The sequence below is a fragment of the Streptomyces sp. NPDC025833 genome (assembly GCF_055558055.1).
In genome coordinates this window covers 356888-383065 of sequence record NZ_JBVHNF010000003.1, presented here as the reverse complement: position 1 = coordinate 383065, position 26178 = coordinate 356888, and the positions used below count along the sequence as shown (strand labels likewise).

Below are 26178 nucleotides of genomic sequence, written 5' to 3'. Positions count from 1 at the left end.
CCCACCCTCCACCCGCGAATCGAAGACAGAGCCACATTTTCACCTACGATTCAAAGGTACCCGTATGAGGAGGGGCCACCATGACAGCCGACGACAGCAGCGCCGGCCGCAACGGCAAAGGACAATTCGTCCGCAGCATGGACAACGTCCGCCGCGACGCCGAGGCAGCCCGCCTCTACTCCGCCGGCGGCTGGACCTACCAAGCCATCGCCGACCACCTCGGCTACGCCGACCGCGCCGGCGCCGTCCGCGCCGTGCAGCGCGCCGTCCGCGAAGTCGTCCAGGGCCCGGCCGAACAGGTGCTACGGCTGTACACCAGCCGCCTGGAATGGGCCTACATGAAAGCGGTGGAGATCGCCGAGACCGACCACGTCGTCGTCTCCCACGGCAAGGTCATCACCGACGAGGACGGCACCCCGCTCCGCGACCACGCCCCGGTCCTCGCCGCGCTCCGCGAAGCCCGGCAGACCCTGGAGTCGTTCCGGACCATGATGGGCCTCAACCAGCCCGTCAAGATTGACGCGACCGTCCACGAGGTCACCCAGCAGGACCTGGAGCTGCAGGAGATGCTCCGCGAGGCCAAGGCCCGCACCGAGATGGAGGAGCGGCAGATCCTCGACGGACCCGCCAAGGGCTGACCGAGTGACCACCGCAACCCGCACCCCCAGCTACCTCGACGGCCTCGACGCCGAGACGTTCAACCTCGACACCTACCTCGCCCAGTTCGACCCGCGGCTCCTCGCCGACCCCGAAGGCCGGCGCACCCTCACACGCCTCGACCCGCTGCTGTTCGCCCTCGTCTATCTCCGCCACCACCTCAAAGACGAAGACGGCCACATCACCTTCGGCGACGCCCACCTCGACTGGTGTCGCGCTGGCCGCCGCTGGGTCCGCTCATCAACGGGCCCGGCCGAGGAGCGCGACGCGTGGATCGCCCCGCGGAACACGGGCAAGACGACGTGGTGGTTCCTCATCCTGCCGATGTGGGCCGCCGCCCACGGCCATGTCCGGTTCGCCGCGGCGTTCGCCTCCGCCGCGACACAGGCCGAACGCCACCTCTCCACGTTCAAGCGGGAGCTCGACGGCAACCCGCTGCTGCGCCGCGACTTCCCCGACCTGTGCACCGCGGCGAAGCGGCCGTCGGGTCAGAACGTCGCCGACACCCAGTCCATGTACATCGCGAAGAGCGGGTTCATCTTCGCAGCGCACGGCATCGATTCGAGCGCGCTCGGCATGAAGGTCGAGGAGAAACGCCCCGACCTGCTGCTGTGCGACGACATCGAACCCGACGAGGCGTCGTACTCCGCGACTCTCGCGGCGAAGCGGCTCACTACCCTGCTCGACGCGATCCTGCCGCTGAACATCTACGCGAGAGTGGCGATCTGCGGGACCGTCACGATGCCGGGCAGCATCATCCACCAACTGGTGAAGGCTGCCCAGGGAGTCCAGGTCGCACAGTGGATCCGTGACGAGGGAATCCGGGCGCACCACAGCCTGCCCATCGTCGAGCGCCCGGACGGCACGGAACGGTCGATGTGGCCGGCGAAGTGGCCGATCGGCTACCTGCTGGAGATCCGGCACACGCGCTCGTACGCGAAGAACATGGCGAACGATCCGCTGGCTGCGGACGGCGCACTGTGGACGCCGGACGACTTCCGCTACCCCGAGATGCCGGGCCCACTGGACCGCCTCGCCGGCGCCCTGAACGCGGCCGACCGCGTCGACCCGGTTACCGGCGCAGATCCGGTCACCCACATGATGCTGTCCATCGACCCGGCCACCACTGCGAAACGCGCGTCCGACTTCACCGGGCTGGCGGTGGTGTCATGGTCGGCGCAGCACCGACGGTGCACGGTGCACGCCGCAATGGCGCTGAAGGTCCGCCCGGGCCCGGAGTTGCGCGAGCGGGTGCTGGCTCTGCTGGACGAGTATCCGCGGATCGGGCTGGTCCTGATCGAGGTCAACCAGGGCGGCGACGCGTGGCGGTCGGTGCTGCACGATCTGCCGGTGCGGATGAAGACGGTCCACCAGAACGAGCCAAAGGTCACGCGCGCGGAGGGCCTGCTCGGACTGTACCAGCGGGGCCGGGTCCTGCACGCGCGACGGCTGCCGGAGCTGGAACAGCAGATGTGCACGTTCCCGAAGGGCCCGAACGACGACATGGTTGACGCGGTCGGCAGCGCGGTGCGCCGGTTCATCCCGCCGGTGAAGCGGGCGGCGCCGTCGGCTTCGAAGGCTGCGTACACCTGATGCCTGGGTTTCAAAGCATTAATCAGCCCGACTGGGCGCATGACGCACTTAATTGAACCGTCTATCCTTCGATTCAAAGGTGACGGCCGGGAGGGTGCATTGGAAGACGAGGCGATCGACCCGCGCGCCGACCTCATGTACGGCATCGGAGAACTCGAAGAGGCACGCCCCGCCTACGACCAAGCCCAGACCTACTACGACGGCAAAGTCCCCGAGGTCTTCACCAACGCCCGCCTCCGCCGCGCCCTCAAGGCACACGACATCGACTTCGACCTCAACTTCGCCAAGACCCCAGTCAACGCGGTCACCAACAAGCTGAAGGTCGCCTCCGTTACCAGCCCCGACCAAGACGTCAACGACCTCATCTCGTCGATCTGGCAGGACAACCGGCTCAACATCGAACTGCCCGACCTCTTCCGCAGAGCCGGCGAGTACGGCGACGCCTACCTCATGGTGCTGCCCGTGGAGGACGAGCAGGGCAACGTCGTCCGGGTCGAGATGTACTACAACAGCCCGCAGACCGTCCGCGTCATCTACGACGAGGAGAACCCGCGCCGCAAGGCGTACACGATCAAGAAGTGGTGCGAGGGCAAGTACCACCGGGCCGAGCTGTACTACGACGACCGCACCGAACGGTGGACCACAAGCGCCAACTCCCGCGGCGACCAGCCCAAGGACTGGATGCGCTGGCCCGCCGACCCAGAAGACCCAGAGTCGTGGCTCCTCGACGGCTGGGGTGAACAGCCCTGCTTCCACTTCCGCACCGACCGGCCCTACGGGACTCCGGAGCACTACGGCGCCTACGGCCCGCAGAACGCGATCACGAAGCTGCAGGCCACCCACATGGGCACGGTCGACTACCAGGGCGCACCCCAGCGGTACGCGCTGACGGAGACATCCACGACGGACACCAGCGACCTGGAGCCCGGCGACTGGGACGACGGCGACTGGCCCACCAACGAGCGCGGCCTCGGCCCATCCGACTCCGGCGAGGACTCCAGCCTGAAGGCGGGCCCAGGTGAGATGTGGCTACTTCGTGGCTACAAGAGCGTGGGGCAGTTCGACGCCGCCAACCCGTCCGTGTTCCTGGACCCCATCACCTTCAACGTGCGGGCGATGGCGCAGATCACCGAGACCCCGCTGCGCATGTTCGACCCGCAGTCCACGCAGCGGTCCGGCGTGTCCTTTCAGGAAGAGGACGGGCCGTTCATCTCCAAAGTGGAGAACCGGCAGACCAGCTACGGCGCCGCCCTCCACGAGGCGTTCGTCTTCGCCCTGCGCCGTCTCGGGGTCGAGGACCCTGTCGTCACCGTCGACTGGGTACCGGCCCGGTCCGTGTCCACGGTCGAGGGCTGGCAGACCGTGAAGACGAAGATCGAGGCCGGGGTACCGCGCCGTCAAGCGCTCATGGAAGCCGGCTATCGCGCGGAGCAGGTCGACGCCTGGCTCGCCGGCACCGACGATGCCGAACTGCAGCGCCGCGTCGACGTCCTCGCCAGCCTGGCCGACAGCGCGCAGAAGCTCGGTGCCGCGGCCGCGCTCGGTGTCATCACCAACGAGCAGGTCAGTGCGCTCATGTCCGACACGATCAGCGACCTCGAAGCGCTTGCGCAGGCGCAGGAGGAAAGCTGATGCCGTACTCCAGCGACCGGCTCACTCGCCTCGTGCAGGACGACCACACCGGCGAGGTCATTGACCTGGAGAACCGGCTCGCCGGCAGGGTCCTACTGGGCGCTGACCGCGCGTTCGAGGAACTGATCCGACGCAGCCTCGACCTGTGGACACGGCTGTCCGGCGGGCCCGGCGGGCCCGGCGAGCCCGCGCTGTCGGGTGAACTGCTGCGGCGAGTCATCAACGCCGCACGAGTCGGCGTCCGGGGTGTCCTGGACAGTCTCGCCGAGCGCGCGCCCGGCATCATCGAGGGCGGGCTCGCCCCGGCGCTCGCCATGGGTGTCCAGCAGGGCGCGGACTTCGTACGGGCCGCAGCGGGCCGCCGACGCCGGACCCCGTCGGTGCCGCGCGCGGGTCGGGTACTGCGGGATGAAGCGCGCCGCATTCGGGACATGGTGGTCGAGCGCCGGGACCGGGCATTGTTCCTGCTGCACCCGGATCGAGTGTCGCGCTGGTCGCACCTGCTCGCAGGGCTGGGTGCGGCCCGGGCGGTGCTGGCGGTGATCCGGGCGCATATCGCCTGGGTCATCAATACCGCGGTCCGCGAGGGTTTGGACGCCGTCGTCCGCGCGACCGCCCCGCTGCGGCTGTGGGTGTCGGAGGCCGATGCGTGCGTGCGCTGCCTGGCCTACACCGGCCGCACAGCGAAGCCGGGCGAGCCGTTTCCGGGCGGCCTGTCGTGGGATCCCCGCCAGCGCCGCGCGCGGGCGGCCGACGTGGACGGGCCGCCACTGCACGCGCACTGTCGTTGCCGCACCGTGCCCTGGAACGACGTGTGGCGGACGTCGGGTACGCCGTTCCCGGAGGCGCTGCGCCGCGAGGCCGAGCGCTCCATCGGCTACGGCACCGGCCGGCCGTCGGAGTCCCGCGCGGTCCGGCTGCGTGCCGCCCGTGAGTTGCTCCGCACCGTCGATGATCTGCTGCCCGCGGTCGAGGCCCGCGCTCGCACCGCACTGAGGACTGGCCGGTTCCCGGCTGCCGCATAGACCCCCGGCGCCCGCCGATGGGCCGCCGCAAGCCCCCGTGATGGAGGAGAACACCATGGGCATCCACCCCGCCACCGACCAGCCCGACCCGATCAGCCTGCCCCCCGGCACCATCCTCGGCTACCGCACTGACGGCCGCCCCATCTACGTCATCGCCGGTGGCGCCGAGGACACCGATGACAGCCCCGAGGTCGAGGTCCCCGACGAGGCCGAGGAGCAGCCGGAGCCGGTCACGGACGACGAGCCGGAGCCGGAGGAGACGCCGAAGCCGAAGCCCCCGGCGAAGAAGACCGACGAGGGAGACGACTACAAGCCGCCGTCCAAGGACGAGTGGTCGCGGACGCAGGCGGCGCTGAAGAAGGCCAACGAGGACGCGAAGCGCCACCGGCTCCGCAATAAGGAGTTGGAGGACAAGGCGCGCGGCGACGAGACCGACCACGAGAAGGCGCTCCGCGAGGCCCGCGAGGAGGGCGAGAAGCGGTACCGCACCCCGCTGGTACGGACCGCGGTCCGGGGCGCGCTCGTCGAAGCCGGGGCGCTCGCGTTCCTGCAGGACGAGAAGGACCCGAACGCCGAGTCGGCACGAGAGAAGGGCGAGTCCCGGCTGAAGCGGCTGCTGAAGCTGGTGGACCTGGACGGCCTGGACGTTGACGAGGACGGCGCCGTGTCGGGGCTGGACTCGGCGGTGGACGAGATGCGTCGGGACTACCCGGAGCTGTTCGCGGTACCGGAGCGCAAGTTGAAGCCCCGGCCCACGGCGGCCCCGCGTCAGGCGGCACCGAACAAACCGCGGTCGACGGCGGAGATCCACGCGGCTCGACTGCTGGGCAAAGCTTGACATTCGCAGGTACATTTAGCCTGTGAGCTTTGATTCGGAGATCGAATCGCGCTTACGACCTTGCTTGCGAAGGCGCCCGTGATGGGGCCCGAGCCCACCAGCCTCCCCATCACACGCCCGCAGGAGGGCCCCGTGGCACGCAACACCATGGAAGCCTGGATCCCGGAAGAGTACGAGACCAGCCGGGTCATCCAGGGCATCAACCAGATCAGCGCGGTCGAGTCGCTTGCCTCCCGCATCCCCATGGGCTCCGACACCAAGCACGTGCCGCGCACGGCCGGCATGGGCGTCGACGTCGTCGCCAAGGGCGGAGCCTACGGCGAGGACACCTCGCTGAACGACGAAGTCCTGCTCAGCGCCGTCAAGTTCGGCAAGGCCGCCCGCATCGCCGAAGAGGACATCGACGACTCGGTCGCCAACGTCATCGAGGCGAAGATGATCGGCTGGGGCAAGTCCTACGCCAAGATGATCGACAACGCGACGCTGGCAGTGTCGGCCGCGTCGAACGGCACCACCGTTCCGTTCACGTCGCTGTACGCCCTGCTCAACACCACCGACGCCACCCTCGGCTACACCGGCGGCACCAACATCACCACCGCCGCCAGCACCGGCGCCCCCAGCTACGCCGAGTTCTCCACCGCCATCGCCGGCGTCGAGGGCGGCGACTACTTCGATCCGGGCAACATGGTTGCCATCGCCCACCCGGCGTTCCGCAAGAGCCTCCGCGGTGTCCTCGACTCCCAGAACCGGCCGATCTTCATGGAGGGCCTGTCCGGCACCCCCGACACCATCTTCGGTGTCCAGGTCCGCTGGAGCCTCGGCGCCCGCATCTCCGCGACCGCCACCCCGACACCGACCGGCCGCCCGATCTGCGCGTTCGTGAACCCGGAGCTCATGCTCCTCGGCGTCCGCTCCGGCCCGGAGTCCGTGTTCATCGACGGACGCGACGGCCTCTCCGCCCTTACCGACGAGTCGATCCTGAAGATGCGTGCCCGCCGCGGCTGGGCCTACGGCCACCCGGGCGGCGCCAGCATCCTCGTCGGCTGACCCACCCCCAGTCGCCGTACCGCCCGCCGGCTCCGGGCGGTACGGCCACACCACAGGGAGGTGAGCCATGGCAGCAAGGAAGACCACCAGCAGCAGCAAGCCCGACGAGCAGGCCAGCACCGAGGAGGTGCGGGCGGCGGAGGGCGAAACCCGCGAGCAGGTCCGGCAGCGGCAGTTCCCGGCGAAGGTCGGAGCCGCAGACGTCGAGGTCGACGAGCGGTCCGCCGACGGCGCCGAAGGCGTGCGCTTCGTCAAGGAGTTCGTCGTCAAGGCCGACAGGTGGACGGGCGAGGACTACCAGCACGAAGCCAACCGGGCCGCCCTGACCAACGAGGCGATCCAGCGCGGACTCCACGCCCGCGGTGACGTCTCCTTCGACGGGCAGGAGGAGCACCCCGACGGCCAGTCGCTGGTCCTCACCTACTCGGTGGAGACGGTGCCCGCCTCGGTGGACCACTCGCCCGAAGACACCACCACGCCGCGCGACGTCATCGAAGCCGACGGCAAGGACACCAGTAGCAGCAAGGCGGAGGGCTGACGCATGGTCCAGGCCTGGGCGACGGCGCAGGACGTCATCGACTCCACTGGGGTGACGGTGACGGATCAGCAGCTTGCCCAGGCACAGTCGGACATCGAGATCTTCACGAACCGGATTTACGCCGACACGCTGCGGATCCGGACGCGGGATCTCTACTGGCTGGGCCGGGCCGTCGCCCGACAGGCAGCGTGGCTGGCAGGCCAGTACGGGCTGGAGACGCGGCTGGATGCCACGCAGATCCAGCAGGACCAGGTCTCCACCACGCTGCAGGGCGACGGCCTGGTCCTCGCGCCGATGGCGAAGCGGGCGTTGCAGCGGGTGTCGTGGATGCGGTCCCGCACCGTCCACGTCCGCTCCCCGATCGAAGGGGCGGGCCCAATCATCGGGGACGCCCTCTCCTACGGGTCGGACGAGCACATGGTGTGGGCGCCGTACACCGGGGGAGCGTGATGCAGGCCATCGCCACCACCCGGATCAGTGTCCTACGCGGCACCACCACCGACGCCTACGGCGACGAAGTCGACACCGACACTCCCGTCGCCGCGGGCCTCCCGGCCGCCCTGACCGAGCAGTCCCGGCGGGTCACCACCCGCGACGACCCCACCCCCCGGATCGTCCGGTACGCCATCGCCCGCGTGGCGGCCGGCACGGACGTCCAGGACCAGGACCGGGTGCGTGATGAGCGCACCGGCGTGGTCTACATCGTCGACGCCGTCTCTTCGATGGCGAACCCCGCGGCCGCAGCCGATCTCCGGATCGACCTGCGGCGCACCACCTGATCGCTTTGCGGCTGTCCGCAACGTGATCAAGAACTGAACAGGCCAGCAGCCCGGGGAGACCGGGCGGCCACCGTACGACACCACCTTCGGAGAGGAGGCGGCCATGGCGCGATCCGGTGTACGGATCGACCCCAGTTCCCGCGCGCACGTCGACGCGGCGATCAGCGACTGGCTGGAGAACACCATCGGCCGCGGCATCCTCACCGACGCCCGCAACCTCGTCCCGAAGCGTTCCGGCCGCCTGGCCGAGTCCCTGCGCGCCGAGGTACAGGGCAAGGTGCTCCGGGTTGGCTCCCTCGACTGCAACTACGCGGTGGACGTCGAAATGGGCACCGCACCCCACGTCATCCTCCCAAGGAACAAGAAGGCGCTGCACTGGCCGGACGCCGACCATCCCGTCGCCCGCGTCAACCACCCCGGTACGAAAGCGAAGCCCTACCTGCGGCCGGCGCTGTTCCAGCGGAGGACCGCATGAGCACGCCGCCGCTGCGCGCCACCCACGAACTGGTGGCCACCGCCTGGTTGAAGACCGTGATCGGCGACCGCGTCGCCACCACCCTGCCCAAACCCGCCAAGGACGGCACGCTGTCCTGGGCAGACGGCGGGTTCGTCACCCTCGTCGTCGCTGGCGGCACCCCCAACCTGTACGTCCCGCTACGCGAACCCGCCATCGGCATCGACTGCTGGGCTGCCAGCCTCGGCTCACAGAAACCGCCATGGAACCGTGCAGCAGTTCTGGCCGAGGCGATCCAGGCCGCCTGCTACGACCACCCGGCCATCCCGCAGACCGTCGCCCTGCCCGCCGGGTATCCGGCCGCGCGGGTGCTGTCCGCGTATACCACCGGCGAGCCGCGCCGCATCCCGGACGACCCCTCCTCCTACGCCCGCTACAGCATCCCGGGCCTGGTCATCGCATGGACGGAGGGCCCGGCATGAGCCGCATGTGGGCCGTCCAGGAGGACACCCCGCACGGGCAGCTCCTGTCCTGGAATGGCCGAACGATCGTCCACGGCGACCGCGCGGAGCTGGAGTTCCTCCTGACTGGGCCGATCCGGATCGTGCCGTGTCCGCCGAGCATCCCGCCCGAGCAGACCATCGCACTGGCCCACCTGCCGCAGTTCGCCCACCACCGGTTCCCCATCCGCCGAGAGGACTACCGCTGATGCCCACCGTCCGTACCACCATGCGCCCCGACCAGGAGATCGAAGTCGACGACGCCGAGTACCTCGACCTCCAGCGGCAGGGCCTCCTCGCCGAGGAGAGCGCGGCCGAGGAAGTGCCGCCCGCGACCGCGGCCCCTGCGGCCCCTGAGCAGCCGGCCCCGCAGACCCCGGCGACGCCCACCGCGCCGAAGAAGCCCGGCATCAGCAAGGAGAACTGACCCATGGCCGTCACCACCACCAACCTCATCCAGGGCCCCGCGACGCTCTACAGCGGAGCCTTCGGGGCGACCGAGCCGCTGGACACGGCTGTCAACGCGGTGCCGGCCGCATCGTCGTGGACGGACCTGGGCGGCACCCAGGACGGCGTGAAGCTGTCCGTCGACCAGACGTACTCGGAGCTGGAGGTCGACCAGATCACCGTCCGCGTCGGCAGCCGCCTGACCAAGGTGGACTTCACCATCGAGACCAGCCTGGCCGAGGCCACGCTGGAGAACCTCTCGATGAGCCTCAACGGCGGCACCGCGGCGTCCGGGACGGGCTGGAAGTCCTACGACCCCAACGTCTCGTCCAGCGCGACGCAGCCGAACTACTTCGCCGTGATCATGGACGGCTACGCGCCGTCCCAGTTCCGCCGCAGGGTCATCGGCCGCCGGATGTTGAACACCGACTCGACCGAGCTGGCCTACACCAAGGACAAGCAGACCCTCATCCCGATCAAGCTGTCCGGCCACTACGTGTCGGCGTCGATCGCTCCGTTCCACATCGTCGACCAGACCACTTAGACCCGGCCTCGCCCTGCCCCTGACCACATCGAGGAGCACCACCCATGGCATCCACCCCCGCCCGTACCCGTCAGTCCGCCGCGGCCCGCAAGCGCGCCGCGGCCAAGCCCAGCGTCGCGCCGGGAGACCTCGGCTTCGAACCGGTCCGGATCGCCGCCGACGACGACGTCGTCGAGGAACGCGTCCCGCTCTTCTACATCGGCGACGACGAGTACACGATCCCCCGGCACATCCCCCGCGGTGTCGCCCTCCAGTACCTGCGGCACGCCTCCGAGGTCGGGCATGAAGTCGCCACCGCTCCGCTCCTTATCCGAGTGCTCGGCGAGGGCGCCTACATGGCGCTGGAGCAGTCCAAGGCGCTGGAGGACGACCAGCTCGAAAGGATCGTGGAGATCATCGTCGAACAGGCCCTCGGCAAGCAGGAGAAGGAGAAGGGGAAGGAGGGAAAAGCCAGGCGTGGCTGACCCTCCTGCGTGACTGGCTGACCGAGCAACCGTGGCTGGAGACCATCGCAGACCGGACAGGCCAGGTCATGTGGGTCATCGACCACGAAGCCGACATCGATGCCGACTTCCTCGCCATATACGGCCTCGACCTTGAGCACGTCGAGGTCCCCGCCCGCCGCTACTTCGCCCTCGCCTACCGGCTGACCGCCTACATGGGCGTGATGGCAGCCCGCGCGGACGAGGAGCGCGAAGAGCAGCCACAGCGAAGCACCACCCCAACCCGCACGAGCACCGCCGCCCCGACCGGGCGCGGCAACAGCGAGACAACCGAGGTCTCGCTGACCCAGTTCCGGGCGCAGTTCCCCGGGCTCGTGAGCGTTGGAGGAAGCGACGGTGGCGGGTAGCTTCAGGATCGCTGAGGGCTACGTCGAGGTTACGGCCGACGAGTCCGCCTACGACCGCGCCATGGACCGCCTGAAATCCAAGCGGAACCAGGTCAAGGTCGGCATCCAACTCGACGACCGCGACGCCCTCGCCCGCCTCGAACGGTTCACCCGCGACCGCCTGGCGACCGTCAAGCTACGCGTGGACGACGCCGCGCTGTCCCGGCTTCGGCTCAAGGACATCGACGTCACCGTCACTCCTAAGGTGTCCGAGGCCGCCTACCGGCGCGTTCAGACCCATCTCGACCGGCTCACTGCCGAGAGGGTCGTCACCATCCGCGCGAGTACCGACACCAGAGTCGCCGCCGACGAGATCCGCAACCTCACTGCCCGCCGCCAGGTCCGCATCGGAATTGACGTCGACACCAGGGTTGCGGCGGACTCCCTCGCCAACTTGACCCGCCGCCGGCAGATGACCGTGCAGGCCCGCGCCGACACCGCGGCAGCGAACACCGCGCTCAACCACGCGGCCCGCGACCGCACCGCCAACATCCGCACCCGCCTCTTCGGCCTCGGCAGCCTCACCGGACTGGGGGACAGTGCCGGCGGCTCAGCCGGCGGGATGGGCCTGCTGTCGTCCTCGATCGCGCGGATCGCCGCGCTGGCCGTGGCCGCGATGCCGACGCTCGCATCGCTCGGGCAGTCGATCGCCGCGATGGGCCCGGCCGCCGCACTCGCCGCGCCCGCCATCCTGTCCCTTGGTACCGCCTTCGCTGCGATCAAGGTCGGCACCAGCGGGATCGGTGACGCCTTCAAAGCAGCGTTCGCGCCGGCCGTCACCTCAGGGGCCGCAGCCGAGTCAGCAACCCGGCGTGTGGAGACAGCGCAGCGGGCTCTGGCGAAGGCGCAGCGGGGAGTAAAGGACGCCGAGGAGGCTGCGGCTGAGGCGCGGGTGGCTGCGGCGCGCCGGGTCGCTGACGCGCAGCGGTCGCTCGCAGACGCCGAACGCACCGCTGCCCAGGACCGGGTCCGGGCCGCGCGGGCCGTGCAGGACGCTCAGCAGGAGCTGCGGAACACGGTCCAGGACGTCGCGGACGCCAACCGGCGTGCTGCTGAGCAGGTCGCCGACGCCGAGCGGAACCTGGCTGACGCGCAGCGCGCGGCCCGGCAGGCACAGCTCGACCTGACGGCCGCGCGCAAGCAGGCCGCCGAGGATCTCGAAGACCTGAACAACCGACTCGCCGACGCCCAGTTGGACCAGCGGCAGAAGGTCCTGGATCTGCAGGACGCCGAGCAGGAACTGGCGGCCGTGAAGGCCAAGGGCTCCAAAGCAAGCCAAGAGGAGATCGACAAGGCGCAGCTGCGGTACGACCGCGCCAAGCAGGCCCTGGAAGAGCAGCAGACCGAGACCAAACGCCTGCAGCAGCAGACCGACGAGGCCAACGCGGCCGGCGTCGAGGGCTCCAAGACGGTCAAGGACGCCAAGGACAAGGTCCGGGACGCCACCCAAGAGGTCAAGGACAAGACCAAGGAGCTGCACGACGCCGAGCGGGATGCCGCCCGGACGCAGGAGGAAGGAGCGCAGCGCGCAGCGAAAGCGCAGCGTGACCTGGCGGATGCCCAGGCCGAAGCCGCGAAGGCGGCCGCCGACGGAGCCCGCCGGGTCGCTGACGCTCAGCGGGACGTAGCCGACGCGCAGGAAGCCGCTCGTAAAGCCGCGGTCGACGGGGCTCAGCAGATCCGGGACGCGCAGGACGCGGCCGCCGACGCAGCCCGTGCCCTCGCCGAGGCGCAAACCGCTGGTGCCACGGCGACGAACAAGGTCGCCGACGCCATGGCCAAGCTCAGCCCGAACGCCCGCGAGTTCGTCAACGCGGTCATTGCGCAGGGCGGGGCCTGGCGGGGCCTGAAGCTCGACGTGCAGGACGCCTTGTTCGCCGGACTCGGGCAGAAGTTCACTGAGCTGTCCACCGCGGTCATCCCGTCGCTGCGCACCGGGCTGGTCGGCATGGCCAGCAACTTGAACGCGATGGGCAAGAACGCCGCGAACGCGGTGATCGAGCTCGCCAAGACCGGCCAGCTCCGGCAGATGTTCAGCGGCCTGAACGGGGCCATGTCCCATCTGACCCGGGTCCCGGGCCAGATCATCACCGCGCTTACGCAGATCTCCATTGCCGCGAGTCCCGCGTTCGCGCGGCTGACGACAGCGGCCGGCTCCGCCGCGGACCGTATCTCGCAGAAGATCTCCGATGCGTTCAAGTCGGGCGCGCTGGAGGACAGCATCAACGCCGGCATTGAGATCGCCCGGCAGTTCGGGAAGCTGTTGGGCGATATTTTCGGCACGATCGGCAACATCATGAAGGCCGCGGCGGCCGGAGGCGGTGACGCGCTCGGCTCTCTGGGTGCAGTTTTCTCCGAGCTGCGGCGCATCACAGCGATGCCGGAGGTGCAACAGGCACTTACCGCGATATTCACGGCGGTCCAGTCGATCGCAACACTGTTCGGTACGACGCTGGGTGCGGTGATCGAGGCGGTGCTCCCGCTGCTCGCAGCGATCGCACCGGTCGTCACCGAGCTCGCCGAGAAGTTCGCGCCCGTCCTCGTCGAGCTGGCACAGACGCTGGGCCAGGCCCTCACTCCGATCGTCACGGCCCTGCTGCCGGTGGTGCAGAACATCGGCGGTGTCATCGTCGGCCTCGTTAAGGCGGTGCTGCCTCTCCTCAAGCCACTCGGTGATCTCATCGCTGCGGTCATCACGGCGATCGCGCCGGTCCTGTCCGCGATCGGGGCCGCGCTCGTCCCGCTGGTCGCCGCGCTGGCACAGGGGCTCACCCCGGTCGTGGCCGCGCTGGTGCCGATCGTGGAGGCGCTCGGGGGGTTCCTCGGCCAGCTGGCGCCCTTGTTCCCGCCGCTGATCACGGCGCTGCTGCCGCTGATCCCGCCGGTGGCTGAGCTGGCCGTCGCGCTGGCGGACCTCGCCCTCAACGTGATCACACCGCTGCTGCCGCTGATCGTGGATCTGGCCACCCTGCTGACCACGGTCCTGTCCGCAGCGATCAACGTACTCGTACCGGCGATCACCACCGTCATCACCTGGATCACGACGTTCACGACGGCTGTTACCAACGCCGTGAAGTGGATCGTCAAAAAGTTTCAGGATCTCTATGACGTCCTCGTCGGGCATTCCATCATTCCCGACCTCGTAAAGGCGATCGTCGGCTACTTCTCCAAACTGTGGACGGACACGAAGAAAATCTTCACCGACCTGAAGAAGGGTGTGGCGCAGATATGGAAGGATCTGTGGACCACCTTGTCGGGGGCCTGGTCCACTTTCTGGACTGGACTGAAGACGTCGGTGTCGAATGCGTGGACCAGCTTCAAGAACAGCTTCACCGGGTTGAAGACATCCCTGTCCACCACCTGGAAGAACCTGTGGAACGGCGCCACGACCACGATCACGGGAGTCTTCACCACGATCGGCAGGAAGATCACCGAATTCAAGACGAACACCCAGACCGCCTTCTCGAACCTGAAGCAGGGCATCGGCAAGATCTGGGACGGCGTAAAGGGCAAAGTCGCAGCCCCCATTCGCTGGGTGATTTCCCACGTTTACAACGACGGCATGCGCCGCATGTGGAACACCATCGCCGGGAAAATCTCCAGCAGCCTGACCCTTCCGACCATCACATTGGGCTTCAACAAGGGTGGTGTCGTTCCGGGGTCGGGTAATTCCGACACGGTGCCTGCGATGCTCACTCCTGGCGAGCGCATCCTGTCCAAGCGGCAGGTCGCCCAGCTCGGCGGGCACCGCGGCATCGACGCCATACTCGGCCAGGACACGCCCACTCGGACCGGCGGCAATCCCAGCAGGCAGCAGGAGCGGCAGCGCGAGCAGGCCGGCGGGCAGCACTTCGCATCCGGCGGCATCGTCGGCACCCTCACCAGCGGCGCGAAGGGGTTGTTCGGCGGGGCTCTGGACTGGGCGAAGGATCTGGTGATAGGCGGGCTGAAGACGGCCGCGCGTAAGGCGATCAACTCCCTCGTCCGGCCGCTCGTCAACATGATCCCCGGCGGCGGGTTCGGCAGCCTGCTGAAGGGCCTCACTAACAACACTCTCGACAGCATGCTCAGCTTTCTCGGCAACGAGGACAAGAAGGCCGTGGGCGGCCCCGCAGTGCAGCGCGCGTTCAGCTGGGCCAAGTCGCAGTCGGGCCTGCCGTACCAGTGGGCTGGCAACGGAAACCCGAGCTGGGACTGCTCCGGGTTCATGAGCGCGATTGAGTCCGTCATCCGCGGGGAGAAACCGCACCGCCGGTGGGCCACCGGTTCGTTCGTGGGAAACTCGGGCCCGGCCGGCTGGGTGCGGAACCTGAAGAGCCCCTTCGAAATCGGCATCACCAATGCCGGCGTAGGCCACACGGCGGGCACGCTGGCCGGCGTCAACTTCGAGTCCAGCGGCGGCCGCGGCGTCCACTACGGCCGGACTGCGCGGGGTGCCGGTGACCCGCTGTTCACCAGCCGGTGGGGTTTCGCTCCGGCCACGAAGTACGACTCCGGCGGCCTGCTGGCCGACGGGGCAACGATGGTGGTCAACCAGACGCGGAAGCCCGAACGCATCCTGACACCGTCCCAGAACGCTCTGTTCGAGCAGCTCGTCTCCGGCAGCCACGTCGGCGGTGGCAGCGTCACCATCGAGAACATCACCGTGTCCGGCACGTTCGACTTCTCCAGCCCGAACGCGCGCCGCGCGGCCGCGAACGCCCTGGTGAAGGACATGAAGGAAGCCCTCCGCAAGTTCGACCGGGAGCGTGCCTGATGGCCCTGTACGGATGGGGGGACACCACCCTCGGCCGGATCCCTCTCCGCGAGACCTTCGAGGCCGGCGAGGCCGGCGGCGACGACCGCACCCTTGAGCTCGACGGACAGGAGTCGTACCCGCCGCTCACCCGCGCGCAGGTCATCGCCCGCCACGACGGCATCAACTCTCTGACCCCGGGCCAGGTCATCCCGGTCACCTTCACCGACAAGCCCGAGCGCTCCGGCTACTACGCGGTCAAGTCGGCGGCGTCCTCGTACAGCGAGCACCGCGGGGAACGGGTCACCGCCGACTGGAAGGTCAGCCTGCAGCGGGTCGGCTCCGACTCGGAGACCGACCTCCAATCCCGCCTCACCGGCGCGGTCCGCCTCAACGACTTCGGCCTCGCGGGCGAGCGCTGGCACGCCCCACCGATCGGCCACTACGGCTACTACACCGGCACCACCAACCCGTCCACGATGACCCGGCAGACCGCGGACGGCGCCATGACCGTCTACCGCGGCGTCCCCGCCAACGTCTCCCCGCGATGGGGCTGCCCACCCACCAGCTACCTGACCGGCCGGGTCCGCGTCACCACGACCGGCGGGCAGGAGGTGTACGGCGTCGACGTGCCGCTCGCCGCCGCCGGCTGGGTGCTGGGCAACGGCCTGGTGAACATCGCCCCGTCCGCTTCGGCCACGTTTGACGTGCAGGCGTACACCGCGGGTGCCTTGCGGTCGAAACTGTGGAACGTCTCTATCGCTGGCAGCGGATCCTCGATCCCCTCGTGGGACGGTGCGACGCTGCTCCGCAACGATCCCGAGGCTGCCATCCTGCGCCTCACCAAGAGCCTCAGTCCGGGCCGGGCCACCCTCGACCTCACCCTGCGGCGCGGCTCACGGTTCGTCGAGGGCTACCTTCAGACCGGTACCGCCGCGACGCTCGCCGCGTACCGCAGCACCCTGGAAGCCAACACCTCGTTCGCGGCATCCGGGTACGTCACCGCGACCGCAGCCGACAGCGACGGCAACCAGTTCGCCGCAGGTAGCGCGAGAGCTTTCACGGCACACGCGAACGGCGGCGTCCTCAAGGCCGCCACAACGGCGCTGGACTTCTGGATCGGTGTCGTCGCCGGTGGCGGCAGCGCGATCTCCGGAGACGCGGCGACGGATCTGCGAAACCAGTACATCGCGTGCATGCCGGAGGCTGTCTACGGGGTGCGGAGGTAGCGGGTGGCCGTCCAGGAGATCCTGAAGGCGCTGGGGTCGTGGGAGATCAAACTCCAGCCGATCACCCCCCGCGACGTCCTCGACAGCTTGGACTACTTCGGGCACGTCGCGATCGTCCCGGGCCGTCTCGACCCGGCGCAGTACGGCGACAACCTGCTCACCGCGGCCCGCTACGTCGGGGTCCTCCGCACCCGGACGATCGGCGACGACGGCCGCACCAACGCCCCCCAGGACGACCTGTCCGTGGGCGGCGTCGGCATGGCCATGTGGCTCGGCGACGAGGACAACAAGGGCGCCGTCTACGAGAACGCGGTCACCCCGGCGTCCGCGACGTTCGCCGACACGATCAACATGCTGCTCCCCGCCAGCGGCGCGTACCCGGTCACCGTCGGCACGGTCTACCCGGTGGCCGGCCAGTACACCGGCCGGCACCAGTACGAGACGCCACGCGAGGCGATCACCTACGTCTGCGACACGATGTCCACCACCAGCGTGCCGGTGTCGTGGCGGGTCAACGGGAACGGCACGTTGGATGCCGGCCCGGACAGCCAGCTGTTCGTCACGAACCCGACGTGCGTCATCACCACGAAGGCTCCCGGCGAGGATATGGCGCTGCGGGCGCTGCCCGGCTCCATCGACGTCACCCGGGACGTCGAGGACTACAGCACGCGGGTGGTGCTGCTCGCCGAGGGCGAGGGCGCCAGCATCGCCACCGGTGCCGCTGACATCTCCCCGGCGACCCCGTACCGGGACGTCCACGGCAACCCGCTGAAGTTGACCCGCCTCGTGTCTGAGTCGGATACGGCGACCGCGAACGCGTCCGTGCGCGCGCAGTTGGCGCTCGCGCAGTTCACGTCCACCCGCAACCAGATCAACCTGTCGACGGCGGACTACGACGTGCACGGCACGTTCCAGGTCGGCGACCGGGTATGGGTGTACGACCCCGACTCCGGGCTGGTCGACATGAACACCGAGATCGTGTTCCGGGGCCAGCGGATCAACCCGATGCGGCTGCAGGTCACCGAGGCGAGCTGGTCCATCACCGATCAGTACACGGTCGCCTACCGGACCGGGGACGGCCGCTGGATCGACCTCACCCAGTACGTGGAGTGGGAGACCGACAGCACGTCCACCGTCACAGTCGGAGATTTCTCCCGGCAGCTCACCAGCAGCTCAGGCGAGCCGGTCGGCTCCCGCCCGAACGCCGACACCTCGATCCCCGGCCCTCCGACGCTGATCGAGCCGTTCGTCGGCACCGCCTACCTCGACAGCAGAGGCCTCACCCGGGCCCGCGTCGTGATCTCCTGGAACGCCCCGAACAACACCGACGGCAGCACGATCCGGGACGGCGACCACTACGAGATCCGGTACGCCGTCGACACCGACATGATCTACCCCGCGTCGTGGGCATCCGTCGCCCAGATCCGCTGGTCCGACATGCAGATCTGGCGCCAGCCGTTCGCGGCCCCCACCGCCAAATGGCAGACGATGATCGCAGGCTGGGACACCACCACCGCGCAACTCCAGGACCTCAGCCCGGGCATCGGCTACGACGTGCAGATCCGCGCCGTCGACAAGGCCGGTAACCGTGGCGCCTGGTCCGGGACGACGACGTTCGTGGCATCCACGGACAACATCCCGCCCAGCACGCCGGCGCCGCCGTCGGTGGCCGGGTCGCGGATCGCGGTGCAGATCACCCACGAGCTCGGCAAGTCCAGCGGCGGGACGTACAACCTGGAGTCCGACCTGGACCATCTGGAGATCCACGTCTCCTACGAGCCGACGTTCACCCCCGACGCCACCACCCTGAAGGGCAAGGCAGCGGCCAACGCGGGGATGATCCAGGCCCAGATCCCGGTCGTGTTCACGGTGCAGGTCGAGGAGACCAGCGCACGCTACGTCCGCATCGTCGCCGTCGACAAGACCGGCAACAAGTCCGGGCCCAGCGACAGCGCGACCGCGACGGCGCTCCTCATCGACGACGCCCACATCAGCGACCTGACCGTCTCTAAGGTCACCGCCGGCACGATCAACGCGGACTGGATCGTCGGAGCCCGCATCAAGACCGCCGACACCGGACCCCGCGTCGAACTCTCATCGGCTGGCCTCCAGGCGTACAACGCGAGCGGCACGCAGACCGTGAACATCGCCAGCGCCGACGGGTCGGTGGCCATCACCGGCACCCTGAGGAGCGGGCCGACGGGGCGCCGCGTCGAAATCAATCCCACCGCGGTCCCGGAGATCCGCTTCTACTCCAACGACGGGAACTCCTACGCCTACATCAACGGCTGGGACAACACCCACACTGCGGCCTCAGCCACGGCGATCCAGGTCACAACGGCGAAGAACAGCTCGGACGTCTTCTCCACCCTCTCGATGGACGATACGGGCACCCTCCACGGCCGCTACAAGTACGACCCGATCGACGACCTGTACTACCCGACCGGCGGGTTCGTGCAGACAGGCGACGCGTTCCTGCGCTCCGCCTGGCACTCGGGCAAGGGCGGCAACTACGGCGGCTCCTTCTACGCACGCCAGGACATCGCCGAGGTCGGCTGGTTCGGCGCCGACACCACGAAGTGGAACTGGGTGACCTTCTCCCAGGACGGCTGGACCCGCCACAACGGCAAGTTCTCCACCTCGGCGTGGGCCGTGGGTTTCGCGACCATCGCGGCCACCGCCAACACGCCGAGTTCGGTGACGATCACCGGGCTGAATGTCCAGGGCGACAGCTTCTACTGCTTCGCCCAGGCCAGGACGACCGTGCCCGGCACGGTCATCCTCGGCGTCGGCACCTCCGGCGCAAGTTCCGGTGGCGTCACGCTGTGGCTCACCCGCACAACGACCGGCAGTACAAACGTCGACTTCATGATCATTGGATGGGGCTGATGACGATCACACAAGACGCAAGCGGCGAGTGGCCCGACCTGGACGAGTGGCCGACCGTCGAAGCCGACGTCACCTGCCGCACCCCCGGCTGCCCCGTGGAAGGCATCCCCTTCCGGGTCACCATGTACCGCAACGTGGACGGCAGCCTCCGCGCCCAATGCGGGCGCTGCCTCACCCCCAACGACGACATCCGAGAGGTAACCCATGGCTGACTTCGCCTACCCCTACTACGAGATCAACGGCGACACCACCGACGGCGGCATCGCCGTCCGCCTCGACATCAGCGTCGACGGCGCCGCCATCGACCACGAGACCGTCATCGACGCCGTCCGCTCAGCCCTGGCCGCCGCCCCCGGCGTCACCGGGACCCGCGCCCACCGGTACGAGATCGCCCAGACCTCCCTCTGACCCTGCACCGCGAGAGGTGACCCATGCCCGACCCGTCCACCACCCGGCTCGCCCTGTACAAGTCCAAGTCGGACGGGTCGGAGCTGGTCAACTACACCCAAGACCTCGGCCAGAACTGGGACCGCGTCGACGCCGCGGTCGGTTTCCAGGCGTGCACCTCCACGACCCGACCATCCACGCCGTACTCCGGAAAACCGATCTTCGAGACCGACACGTCCTACCGGACGTTCTTCTCCAACGGCACCAGCCCCGCGTCCGGCTCATGGGTGGAGATCCCGAACAGCTCGGCCACCTTCAGCCAGAACCTCAAGCTCGCCGCCGGACGGCAGATCAACTTCGGTGGTAGCGGCAGCCCGGCCAACGTCGCCATGGTCAACGGCCTGGTGACCGACGACATCTTTTCCAGCCGGCTCACCGGGGACAGTCAGAGCCGGTTCCTCATGGATGCGGACGGCACCCTGTACTGGGGCGCGGGCGGCTCCGCCGCAACCGACGTCAACCTGTACCGGTCCGCAGCGAACGTGCTGCGCACCGACGACGCCTTCATTACCCTCGGGAACGTCACCGTCGGCGGCGACCTCAAGCTGCTCGGCGGCACCACCACCCACCGCAACCAACTGGCCTCCACCACGACCGTCGCCAACAGTGCGGCCGAGACCGCAGTCGGCACCATGACCATCCCCGCCGGTGACGCCGTCGTGGGCGCCGTCTACCGGGTCCGGGTCGTCGCCAACGTGAGTTTCCTGGCGTCCGCGCAGCTGACCTGGCGGGTCCGGCTCGGCGGTGTCGCCGGCACCACCCTGGCCACGGCCGGGCCCACCACCCTGAGCGCTACGGCCCAGACCAACAAGGAGTCTGCCTTGTCGGCCGACCTGGTCTGCGCATCGGTCGGCGCGTCGGGGACGTGGTTCTGCATGCTGCAGGAGGTCCGCAACACGACGGACACCGGCAGCGTCGGTGCGTCCGGCGCGCAGCTCGGCTCAAGCGACGGCAACCTCGTCCGTGACACGACGGTGGCTCAGGACTTCGTCGTCACGGCGCAGTGGGGGGCGGCCAGCGCATCGAACATAGTGGCCGCCCGGACGTACTTCGAGCGGGTCGCCTAGCTTGGGGCGTCGGCCGTTCGGGGGGCCAGTTCCTGGGACTGGCCCTTCGCCGGCTGGGGCTCGGCCAGCTTCTGCTCCAGCTCGGCGACCCGCTGCTCCAGCTCCGCGTTCCGCGCGCGCAGCAGGATGTTCTCGTCGTGGAGCTCGCTGCACCGCTGCCGGAAATGGGGCAGGGCGATCTCAGCACTGATCTGCTGCCCGGGCATCAGGCCACCGCCTTGTCTGCGATCTCCCGGTAGCGGTCCAGGAGGTCGGTGTTGTTGAGGAACGGGTGCTGCGGGAAGAAGCTCCAGTGGCTGACGATCGCGTCGCCGCGGAGGATGTTCGGGGCGCCGGTGGTCAGTGGGTGGTGGACCGTGTGCCACGACTCCTCCTCGTCGGGGACGAGGACGCCGGGCCCATCGGGCAGGCCGGCGTACATGCTGCCGAGGCTGGCGAAGCAGCTCACGGAGAACTGGGTGCCCGGCTGCAGGGGGAAGTCCTGGTAGAGGTACAGGTCCGTCACGGTGTCGCGCTCGATGTGGTCGAGGAGCAGCTCGTGCAGGCGCACTGCGAAGGGGCCGTTGGCCCAGCCGGTCGGGTCCATGCAGTAGGGGGCGACGGCTCCCCAGTCCATGGGGATCTTCTGGCAGGCCTGGAGGAAGTGCGAGCAGATCGCGTTGTTGATGATGACGGGGAAGATGGCGGTCGGGGCGGGCATCTGGAGGCGGGCGCGGGCGAGGTTCTCGATGGCTGCCTCGTGGATGTAGACCACGTCGTCATCGAACCGGAGGTAGACGGTGTCAGGGTCAGTCATCTCGCGGTAGGCGAGGCCTGTCCAGCGTTGCTTGGGCAGGCGGCCGAGGTCGATGCCCTCCGGCCGCTCGATGATCCGGATCCAGTCGTGCTGCTCGGCAAGCTGGTAGCCGTACTCGCGGTCGCTGACTTGGTCGGCATCGGTGTTCATGTACAGGAGGTACTCGTCGACGATGCCCCGCTTGACGTCACGCTCCATGTACTTGACGAGAATGCTGACGGTGCGTTCGCGACCGAACGGAGTCCAGGCCGTTACCTTGCGCCCATCGATCATGCTGCTGCCTTCCTCATGCGCCGGTAGTCGCGATTGCGCTCGTTGAACCGCTCACGGTTGGCCTCCCGCCATTCGGCGGCCATCTCCTGGCGGCACGTCTTGCAGATGCGCTTGTTCGGCTTCTTGGGGTTCCGGTGGGTGTTCTCTGGCGTGTACTCGTGGCCGCGCTGGCAGTGATCTCGCTGCGCCGGTTCGGACCGCCGAACGTTTTCCAGGTGCGTTACCGCTTCGAGGTGCTTGGAGTTTGCGCAGGCTCGGTTGCGGCAGAGGTGGTCGATCTCCAGGCCGTCGGCTATGGGTCCGCAGGTGAACTGGTAGGCGGCTCGGTGCACGTACTCGTTCCCGATGCCGTACCAGGTGACGAGCCCGTATCCCTTCTTGGTCTTCCTGAGCTTCCAGACCCAGCAGGGACCGAGTTCCGGCCTGTGCGTGGGCGTCGGGCCGTCCTTGTCGACATTGCTCCAGAAGCGGGCTTCCCGCTCCTGCCAGGTGGTCTTGCGTGCGGGCATCAGGACTCCCTGCTGATTGCTTTGTCCCAGGCGACGCTCTCGGGGTGCTGGTGTGCGGCAAGGCAGGCGACGAGCGCGGCGGTGTAGTGGGCCTGTGCCTCGTCGGCAAGGCGGGCGCGGCCGTCGCTGCCTTCGGTCATCGTGTTGGCGCGGGCGAGGAGGCGGTCGCCTGCGAGGTAGTGCTCGGGTCCGGTCAGAGGAACCACCTCATGTTGTGCACCATCTCTTGCTGTTGCGCCTCAAGAGCTCTTTCGTCGATCAGCAGCAGCTTGCCCTCCGGACAGGCCACGCTGACCCGCACGGTGACGATGTCGGCGGCGCCCGCCTGGTCGATGGCTGCGCGGACCTGGTGCTCTCGGTGGGGCTCGCACAGGATGGTCCGCTTGGACTCCTGCCGGACCAGGTCGAAGAACTGGATGGCGGTCAGCATCCGCTGCATCTCGTCGGTCACGCCGCCACCTCCTGCGGCACGCGGACGACCGTCTCCCAGCGATGATGCAACGCCTGCATGATCGACCCCGACGCCTCACCCCGCGCGGCCATCCCGACCCGCTGACGCAGGCCCGGATCGTCGACAAGCCGCTTCAGGTACTTCCCCCACTCGTGCTCGTGCCGGACGAGGAAGCCGGTCTCCCCGTGCCGGATCGCCCGCCGATACGGCTCCACATCGGAGGCGATCAGCGGGATGCCCAGCACCGACGCCTCAAGCCACTTCGTCGGGAACTTGCCCCGGTTGAACACCGTGTCCCGGTACGGCGCCACCCACACGTCGAACTCGCTGACCGCGTGCAGATAGTGCTCCAGCCGCTCCACCCAGCCCAGCGCACCGATCTGCCGGCCCCGCAGCCCGATACCCATCGCCTGCTCCGACCCGATACCGACGAGCCGCACCATCACCCCGCCCGGCCGGCGGTACTGGCTGATGCGGTTCAGCGCGCGTACCGTCTCCGGCAACTCGGCGAACGTGCTGCTCGTCCCTGCCCAGCCGACGTACAGCGGCCGGCCGGTGGCCGTGTAGTCCCGCGGGTGGCCGAGGTACTGGGCGGGCAGCCCGTTCGGGATGACCTCGACGTTCGGCGCCCAGCTTCGGAGCACCTCGGCGAGTGGTTCCGAACAGCAGGTAACGAGGTCAGCGATCGCCATGTTGTGGGCGAGTCGGCCGAGCATGTCGAGGTCCCATACGCGGCGTGCGTGGACGTTGCTGGGGTCGATGTGGAAGTAGTCGTCGTCGAGATCGAGGAGGAGCCGCTTCCCCTCGTCCTTCAGGCGGAGCCACATCCGGGACGGGTCGACCTGGGCGACGCGGCAGCCGACGATCGTGCCGTAGCTGGCCCAGTTCGGTGGGAGGCGGACGCCGTGGGTGGCGGTGTGGCCGAGCCAGGTGAGGCTCATGGCGGGCATCACGGCCCTGTAAAAGGCTGAACCGGCCATGTCGGCGGACCAAAAGTGCACGCGCATGTCAGGCCCCTTCCGTCTTGCCGCACCAAGTACAGCGGCGCCCGTGCAGCGCGTAGACATACTCGTAGTCGTGCAGGCCGAGGTGGTGCCGCAGCCTGCGGGTGCGCGTGTACAACCAGACCCAGGCCCAGTAGCTGCGCGGCACGGGATCGAACTCGTCACCGGACCAGGGGCACGGGATCAGCAGTGCGGTTGTCCGCCGGGGCATGACCGCCCCCTACGCCGCGTTGGCCAGGTGGCGCGGCAGCCATTCGTGGGCGTACCAGGCCACCACGTCCGCGATCCCCTCTTCCAGCGGCACCAGCTCCTCCGCGCTCATTCCCACCAGCGGCAGCGTGCTGACATCAGCAGTCACCTGCGCGCCCGGGATCTCCCCCGGCCGCATCGGCAGGTGCGTCAGCGGCACCTCGTCGTAGCCCAGCTCGACCGCGGCCTTGATGACGAGCTCGGCGACCTCGTTCACCGTGCGGTGCTCGGCTGGCCCGACCTCGACGGCCTGCTCCAGGACGACGCCGGCGGCCGCCCGCTCCAGCGCGGATACGAGGGCCTTCGCGCCGTCGGTGACGTGGACCATGTCGGAGACCTGCCGACCGTCGCCGTACACCTCGATCGGCGCGCCGGTCAGCGCGCGGCACACGAACGAGGGCGTGATCTTGCGGACCTTCGCCGCGCCGAACGGCGGCGCCACCGACTGGTGCGGACCGTAGGCGTTGACGAGCCGGACGACGTTGCAGCGGGTGCCGCGCTCCTTGTTGAACATCGCGGCGAACCGCTCGATCGTGGTCTTGCTGATCGAGTAGGTGTTGTTCATCCAGTGGTTGCCGACCCCGATGTACACGCCGGGTATGTCGTACTGGGCGATGGCCTCCAAGAAGTTGAGACCGCCCTGCACGTTGGTCTCGGTGGCCGGCCGCGGGTTCTGGATGGTCTCTTGGGTGCCGAGGCAGGCGGCGAGGTGGATGATGCCGTCGACGTGGGCGGCGAGCTCTGTCATGGCGACGGGGTCGCGGACGTCGCCCATGAGGACGGGCCGGTACGCCTCGGGGATGTTGCTGCGGGCGGTGCGGCCGAGGTGGTCGAAGATGACGGGTTCGTGGCCGCGGCGGGCGATCTCGTCGGCGACGTGGCCGCCGATGAATCCGGCGCCGCCGGTGATGCCGATCTTCATGCGTGCGTCTCCTTGCTGGTGTGGGCGCAGTTCGGGCAGCGGGTGGGCGCGTGACGGCGGAGGGCGGCCCAGAAGCGGCGTGCGGCTTCGTCGGGGGTGTAGCCGGGCCCGTACTCCAACTCGCCAGTGGGGTGGATCGTGACGAGCGGGGTGCGGCCGTCGGCACTGAGGATGACGATGTTCGGCGCAGCCAGCTCCGCGACGGCGAACGCAGGTGTCCTGGTGGCCGTCAGGCTGAGGGTCCTGTCCGCGTGGGGGCAGACCTTGCAGTGGTCGCACTGGATGTGGCCGTCGGGGCAGTCGCAGCGAGGGCAGCGCTGGCCGGTGTCGGGCGTGGGCGCCTCATGGGGGCAGCGCGCGGGGTTGCCCCAGCCGTCGGTGTGGGTGGCGGCGCTGTATTCGGGGCGCGGGCAGGGGCCGGTCATCGGCTGCTCCTGGCGGTGGGCGCGGGCGCGATGCGGGCCTCGGCAGGGTGGGCGGGGACGACAAACGCGAAGAGAGCCGCGAGCGCGGCGCAGATACCGGCCATATCAACTGCTCCAGTGCGGGTTTGTGCGGGTGGGTGCGGGTCGCGCAGCGGCAGGGACGCGACCCGCACGGACACGTCCCTGCCGCAGGCCCTCTGAGCGAAAGAGCCGATCCGAACTGTAGCCTACGATTCGTA

Annotated in this window: 30 protein-coding genes; 22 read left to right on the top strand and 8 right to left on the bottom strand. The window is 68.9% G+C overall.

Going from position 1 to position 26178, the window contains the following annotated elements; translation table 11 throughout:
• The first annotated feature begins 80 nt into the window (after positions 1 to 80).
• The 22 genes from ACZ4K2_RS06900 (at position 81) to ACZ4K2_RS06795 (ending at position 21310) form a co-directional block, all read left to right on the top strand.
• Positions 81 to 638: a hypothetical protein gene (locus ACZ4K2_RS06900; RefSeq protein WP_467474453.1), complete on the top strand. Its 558-nt coding sequence runs from the start codon at positions 81 to 83 to the stop codon at positions 636 to 638.
• A gap of 4 nt (positions 639 to 642) precedes the next feature.
• Positions 643 to 2250, top strand: a complete 1608-nt coding sequence (locus ACZ4K2_RS06895) for a phage terminase large subunit family protein (RefSeq protein ID WP_467474451.1) — start codon at positions 643 to 645, stop codon at positions 2248 to 2250.
• Positions 2251 to 2349: 99 nt separating this feature from the next.
• The gene (locus ACZ4K2_RS06890) at positions 2350 to 3882 is read left to right on the top strand and encodes a phage portal protein (protein WP_467474449.1); all 1533 of its coding nucleotides are present in this window, start codon (positions 2350 to 2352) and stop codon (positions 3880 to 3882) included.
• On the top strand, positions 3882 to 4907 hold the full coding sequence (locus ACZ4K2_RS06885) for a hypothetical protein (protein WP_467769947.1): 1026 nt from the start codon (positions 3882 to 3884) through the stop codon (positions 4905 to 4907). Before ACZ4K2_RS06890 ends, ACZ4K2_RS06885 begins: the two co-directional genes overlap by 1 nt.
• A gap of 40 nt (positions 4908 to 4947) precedes the next feature.
• A complete protein-coding gene (locus ACZ4K2_RS06880; RefSeq protein ID WP_467474445.1) occupies positions 4948 to 5745 on the top strand; it encodes a hypothetical protein in 798 nt (265 codons plus the stop codon).
• Positions 5746 to 5877: 132 nt separating this feature from the next.
• On the top strand, positions 5878 to 6792 hold the full coding sequence (locus tag ACZ4K2_RS06875) for a phage major capsid protein (protein WP_467474443.1): 915 nt from the start codon (positions 5878 to 5880) through the stop codon (positions 6790 to 6792).
• Positions 6793 to 6859: 67 nt separating this feature from the next.
• Positions 6860 to 7330, top strand: coding sequence for a hypothetical protein (locus ACZ4K2_RS06870; protein ID WP_467474442.1), 471 nt, complete (start codon positions 6860 to 6862; stop codon positions 7328 to 7330).
• 3 nt (positions 7331 to 7333) lie between these two features.
• The gene (locus tag ACZ4K2_RS06865) at positions 7334 to 7780 is read left to right on the top strand and encodes a hypothetical protein (protein ID WP_467474441.1); all 447 of its coding nucleotides are present in this window, start codon (positions 7334 to 7336) and stop codon (positions 7778 to 7780) included.
• Entirely contained in the window at positions 7780 to 8109 is a 330-nt protein-coding gene (locus ACZ4K2_RS06860) for a hypothetical protein (RefSeq protein WP_467474439.1), read from the top strand. Before ACZ4K2_RS06865 ends, ACZ4K2_RS06860 begins: the two co-directional genes overlap by 1 nt.
• A 103-nt stretch (positions 8110 to 8212) precedes the next feature.
• A complete protein-coding gene (locus tag ACZ4K2_RS06855) occupies positions 8213 to 8584 on the top strand; it encodes a hypothetical protein (protein ID WP_467474437.1) in 372 nt (123 codons plus the stop codon).
• On the top strand, positions 8581 to 9045 hold the full coding sequence (locus ACZ4K2_RS06850) for a hypothetical protein (RefSeq protein ID WP_467474435.1): 465 nt from the start codon (positions 8581 to 8583) through the stop codon (positions 9043 to 9045). The genes ACZ4K2_RS06855 and ACZ4K2_RS06850 overlap by 4 nt, the downstream gene beginning before the upstream one ends.
• Positions 9042 to 9272 (top strand): hypothetical protein, encoded by a 231-nt coding sequence (locus tag ACZ4K2_RS06845; RefSeq protein WP_467474433.1) that lies wholly within the window; start codon positions 9042 to 9044, stop codon positions 9270 to 9272. The genes ACZ4K2_RS06850 and ACZ4K2_RS06845 overlap by 4 nt, the downstream gene beginning before the upstream one ends.
• Positions 9272 to 9490: a hypothetical protein gene (locus tag ACZ4K2_RS06840; RefSeq protein ID WP_467474432.1), complete on the top strand. Its 219-nt coding sequence runs from the start codon at positions 9272 to 9274 to the stop codon at positions 9488 to 9490. Before ACZ4K2_RS06845 ends, ACZ4K2_RS06840 begins: the two co-directional genes overlap by 1 nt.
• A 3-nt stretch (positions 9491 to 9493) precedes the next feature.
• The gene (locus ACZ4K2_RS06835; protein ID WP_467474430.1) at positions 9494 to 10054 is read left to right on the top strand and encodes a hypothetical protein; all 561 of its coding nucleotides are present in this window, start codon (positions 9494 to 9496) and stop codon (positions 10052 to 10054) included.
• A gap of 44 nt (positions 10055 to 10098) precedes the next feature.
• Positions 10099 to 10518 carry a hypothetical protein gene (locus ACZ4K2_RS06830; protein ID WP_467474429.1) on the top strand — a complete coding sequence of 140 codons (420 nt, stop codon included), beginning with the start codon at positions 10099 to 10101 and terminating at the stop codon, positions 10516 to 10518.
• Positions 10519 to 10586: 68 nt separating this feature from the next.
• Positions 10587 to 10904, top strand: coding sequence for a hypothetical protein (locus ACZ4K2_RS06825; protein ID WP_467474427.1), 318 nt, complete (start codon positions 10587 to 10589; stop codon positions 10902 to 10904).
• Positions 10894 to 15699, top strand: a complete 4806-nt coding sequence (locus ACZ4K2_RS06820; RefSeq protein WP_467474425.1) for a phage tail protein — start codon at positions 10894 to 10896, stop codon at positions 15697 to 15699. The genes ACZ4K2_RS06825 and ACZ4K2_RS06820 overlap by 11 nt, the downstream gene beginning before the upstream one ends.
• On the top strand, positions 15699 to 16907 hold the full coding sequence (locus ACZ4K2_RS06815; RefSeq protein ID WP_467474423.1) for a hypothetical protein: 1209 nt from the start codon (positions 15699 to 15701) through the stop codon (positions 16905 to 16907). Before ACZ4K2_RS06820 ends, ACZ4K2_RS06815 begins: the two co-directional genes overlap by 1 nt.
• Before the next feature lie 3 nt (positions 16908 to 16910).
• The gene (locus ACZ4K2_RS06810; RefSeq protein WP_467474421.1) at positions 16911 to 19796 is read left to right on the top strand and encodes a fibronectin type III domain-containing protein; all 2886 of its coding nucleotides are present in this window, start codon (positions 16911 to 16913) and stop codon (positions 19794 to 19796) included.
• Positions 19796 to 20008 (top strand): hypothetical protein, encoded by a 213-nt coding sequence (locus tag ACZ4K2_RS06805; RefSeq protein WP_467474419.1) that lies wholly within the window; start codon positions 19796 to 19798, stop codon positions 20006 to 20008. The genes ACZ4K2_RS06810 and ACZ4K2_RS06805 overlap by 1 nt, the downstream gene beginning before the upstream one ends.
• Positions 20001 to 20204 carry a hypothetical protein gene (locus ACZ4K2_RS06800; RefSeq protein ID WP_467474418.1) on the top strand — a complete coding sequence of 68 codons (204 nt, stop codon included), beginning with the start codon at positions 20001 to 20003 and terminating at the stop codon, positions 20202 to 20204. Before ACZ4K2_RS06805 ends, ACZ4K2_RS06800 begins: the two co-directional genes overlap by 8 nt.
• 23 nt (positions 20205 to 20227) lie before the next feature.
• Positions 20228 to 21310, top strand: a complete 1083-nt coding sequence (locus tag ACZ4K2_RS06795) for a hypothetical protein (RefSeq protein WP_467474417.1) — start codon at positions 20228 to 20230, stop codon at positions 21308 to 21310.
• Here ACZ4K2_RS06795 and ACZ4K2_RS06790 read toward each other — a convergent pair.
• The 8 genes from ACZ4K2_RS06790 to ACZ4K2_RS06755 all read right to left on the bottom strand — a co-directional run bounded on the left by ACZ4K2_RS06790 (position 21307) and on the right by ACZ4K2_RS06755 (position 25939).
• Positions 21307 to 21516, bottom strand: coding sequence for a hypothetical protein (locus ACZ4K2_RS06790; RefSeq protein ID WP_467474415.1), 210 nt, complete (start codon positions 21514 to 21516; stop codon positions 21307 to 21309). The genes ACZ4K2_RS06795 and ACZ4K2_RS06790 overlap by 4 nt on opposite strands.
• Positions 21516 to 22379, bottom strand: coding sequence for a hypothetical protein (locus ACZ4K2_RS06785; RefSeq protein ID WP_467474414.1), 864 nt, complete (start codon positions 22377 to 22379; stop codon positions 21516 to 21518). The genes ACZ4K2_RS06790 and ACZ4K2_RS06785 overlap by 1 nt, the downstream gene beginning before the upstream one ends.
• A complete protein-coding gene (locus tag ACZ4K2_RS06780) occupies positions 22376 to 22888 on the bottom strand; it encodes an HNH endonuclease signature motif containing protein (protein WP_467474413.1) in 513 nt (170 codons plus the stop codon). The genes ACZ4K2_RS06785 and ACZ4K2_RS06780 overlap by 4 nt, the downstream gene beginning before the upstream one ends.
• Entirely contained in the window at positions 22888 to 23094 is a 207-nt protein-coding gene (locus ACZ4K2_RS06775) for a hypothetical protein (RefSeq protein WP_467474412.1), read from the bottom strand. Before ACZ4K2_RS06775 ends, ACZ4K2_RS06780 begins: the two co-directional genes overlap by 1 nt.
• Positions 23082 to 23339, bottom strand: a complete 258-nt coding sequence (locus tag ACZ4K2_RS06770) for a hypothetical protein (protein WP_467474410.1) — start codon at positions 23337 to 23339, stop codon at positions 23082 to 23084. The genes ACZ4K2_RS06775 and ACZ4K2_RS06770 overlap by 13 nt, the downstream gene beginning before the upstream one ends.
• Positions 23336 to 24289: a glycosyltransferase gene (locus ACZ4K2_RS06765; RefSeq protein ID WP_467474408.1), complete on the bottom strand. Its 954-nt coding sequence runs from the start codon at positions 24287 to 24289 to the stop codon at positions 23336 to 23338. Before ACZ4K2_RS06765 ends, ACZ4K2_RS06770 begins: the two co-directional genes overlap by 4 nt.
• 274 nt (positions 24290 to 24563) lie before the next feature.
• Positions 24564 to 25514 carry an NAD-dependent epimerase/dehydratase family protein gene (locus ACZ4K2_RS06760; protein ID WP_467474405.1) on the bottom strand — a complete coding sequence of 317 codons (951 nt, stop codon included), beginning with the start codon at positions 25512 to 25514 and terminating at the stop codon, positions 24564 to 24566.
• Entirely contained in the window at positions 25511 to 25939 is a 429-nt protein-coding gene (locus ACZ4K2_RS06755; protein ID WP_467474403.1) for a hypothetical protein, read from the bottom strand. The genes ACZ4K2_RS06760 and ACZ4K2_RS06755 overlap by 4 nt, the downstream gene beginning before the upstream one ends.
• Positions 25940 to 26178 lie beyond the last annotated feature (239 nt).

Excerpts from the sequence above, each read along its gene's own strand:
- ACZ4K2_RS06885 (WP_467769947.1), top strand. The coding sequence starts at position 3,882 with ATGCCGTACTCCAGCGACCGGCTCACTCGCCTCGTGCAGGACGACCAC.
- ACZ4K2_RS06805 (WP_467474419.1), top strand. The coding sequence starts at position 19,796 with ATGACGATCACACAAGACGCAAGCGGCGAGTGGCCCGACCTGGACGAG.
- ACZ4K2_RS06845 (WP_467474433.1), top strand. The coding sequence starts at position 9,042 with ATGAGCCGCATGTGGGCCGTCCAGGAGGACACCCCGCACGGGCAGCTC.
- ACZ4K2_RS06815 (WP_467474423.1), top strand. The coding sequence starts at position 15,699 with ATGGCCCTGTACGGATGGGGGGACACCACCCTCGGCCGGATCCCTCTC.
- ACZ4K2_RS06855 (WP_467474437.1), top strand. The coding sequence starts at position 8,213 with ATGGCGCGATCCGGTGTACGGATCGACCCCAGTTCCCGCGCGCACGTC.
- ACZ4K2_RS06900 (WP_467474453.1), top strand. The coding sequence starts at position 81 with ATGACAGCCGACGACAGCAGCGCCGGCCGCAACGGCAAAGGACAATTC.
- ACZ4K2_RS06835 (WP_467474430.1), top strand. The coding sequence starts at position 9,494 with ATGGCCGTCACCACCACCAACCTCATCCAGGGCCCCGCGACGCTCTAC.
- ACZ4K2_RS06880 (WP_467474445.1), top strand. The coding sequence starts at position 4,948 with ATGGAGGAGAACACCATGGGCATCCACCCCGCCACCGACCAGCCCGAC.
- ACZ4K2_RS06760 (WP_467474405.1), bottom strand. The coding sequence starts at position 25,514 with ATGAAGATCGGCATCACCGGCGGCGCCGGATTCATCGGCGGCCACGTC.
- ACZ4K2_RS06870 (WP_467474442.1), top strand. The coding sequence starts at position 6,860 with ATGGCAGCAAGGAAGACCACCAGCAGCAGCAAGCCCGACGAGCAGGCC.
- ACZ4K2_RS06765 (WP_467474408.1), bottom strand. The coding sequence starts at position 24,289 with ATGCCCGCCATGAGCCTCACCTGGCTCGGCCACACCGCCACCCACGGC.
- ACZ4K2_RS06825 (WP_467474427.1), top strand. The coding sequence starts at position 10,587 with ATGTGGGTCATCGACCACGAAGCCGACATCGATGCCGACTTCCTCGCC.
- ACZ4K2_RS06830 (WP_467474429.1), top strand. The coding sequence starts at position 10,099 with ATGGCATCCACCCCCGCCCGTACCCGTCAGTCCGCCGCGGCCCGCAAG.
- ACZ4K2_RS06860 (WP_467474439.1), top strand. The coding sequence starts at position 7,780 with ATGCAGGCCATCGCCACCACCCGGATCAGTGTCCTACGCGGCACCACC.
- ACZ4K2_RS06755 (WP_467474403.1), bottom strand. The coding sequence starts at position 25,939 with ATGACCGGCCCCTGCCCGCGCCCCGAATACAGCGCCGCCACCCACACC.
- ACZ4K2_RS06790 (WP_467474415.1), bottom strand. The coding sequence starts at position 21,516 with ATGCCCGGGCAGCAGATCAGTGCTGAGATCGCCCTGCCCCATTTCCGG.
- ACZ4K2_RS06785 (WP_467474414.1), bottom strand. The coding sequence starts at position 22,379 with ATGATCGATGGGCGCAAGGTAACGGCCTGGACTCCGTTCGGTCGCGAA.
- ACZ4K2_RS06780 (WP_467474413.1), bottom strand. The coding sequence starts at position 22,888 with ATGCCCGCACGCAAGACCACCTGGCAGGAGCGGGAAGCCCGCTTCTGG.
- ACZ4K2_RS06850 (WP_467474435.1), top strand. The coding sequence starts at position 8,581 with ATGAGCACGCCGCCGCTGCGCGCCACCCACGAACTGGTGGCCACCGCC.
- ACZ4K2_RS06865 (WP_467474441.1), top strand. The coding sequence starts at position 7,334 with ATGGTCCAGGCCTGGGCGACGGCGCAGGACGTCATCGACTCCACTGGG.
- ACZ4K2_RS06840 (WP_467474432.1), top strand. The coding sequence starts at position 9,272 with ATGCCCACCGTCCGTACCACCATGCGCCCCGACCAGGAGATCGAAGTC.
- ACZ4K2_RS06795 (WP_467474417.1), top strand. The coding sequence starts at position 20,228 with ATGCCCGACCCGTCCACCACCCGGCTCGCCCTGTACAAGTCCAAGTCG.
- ACZ4K2_RS06800 (WP_467474418.1), top strand. The coding sequence starts at position 20,001 with ATGGCTGACTTCGCCTACCCCTACTACGAGATCAACGGCGACACCACC.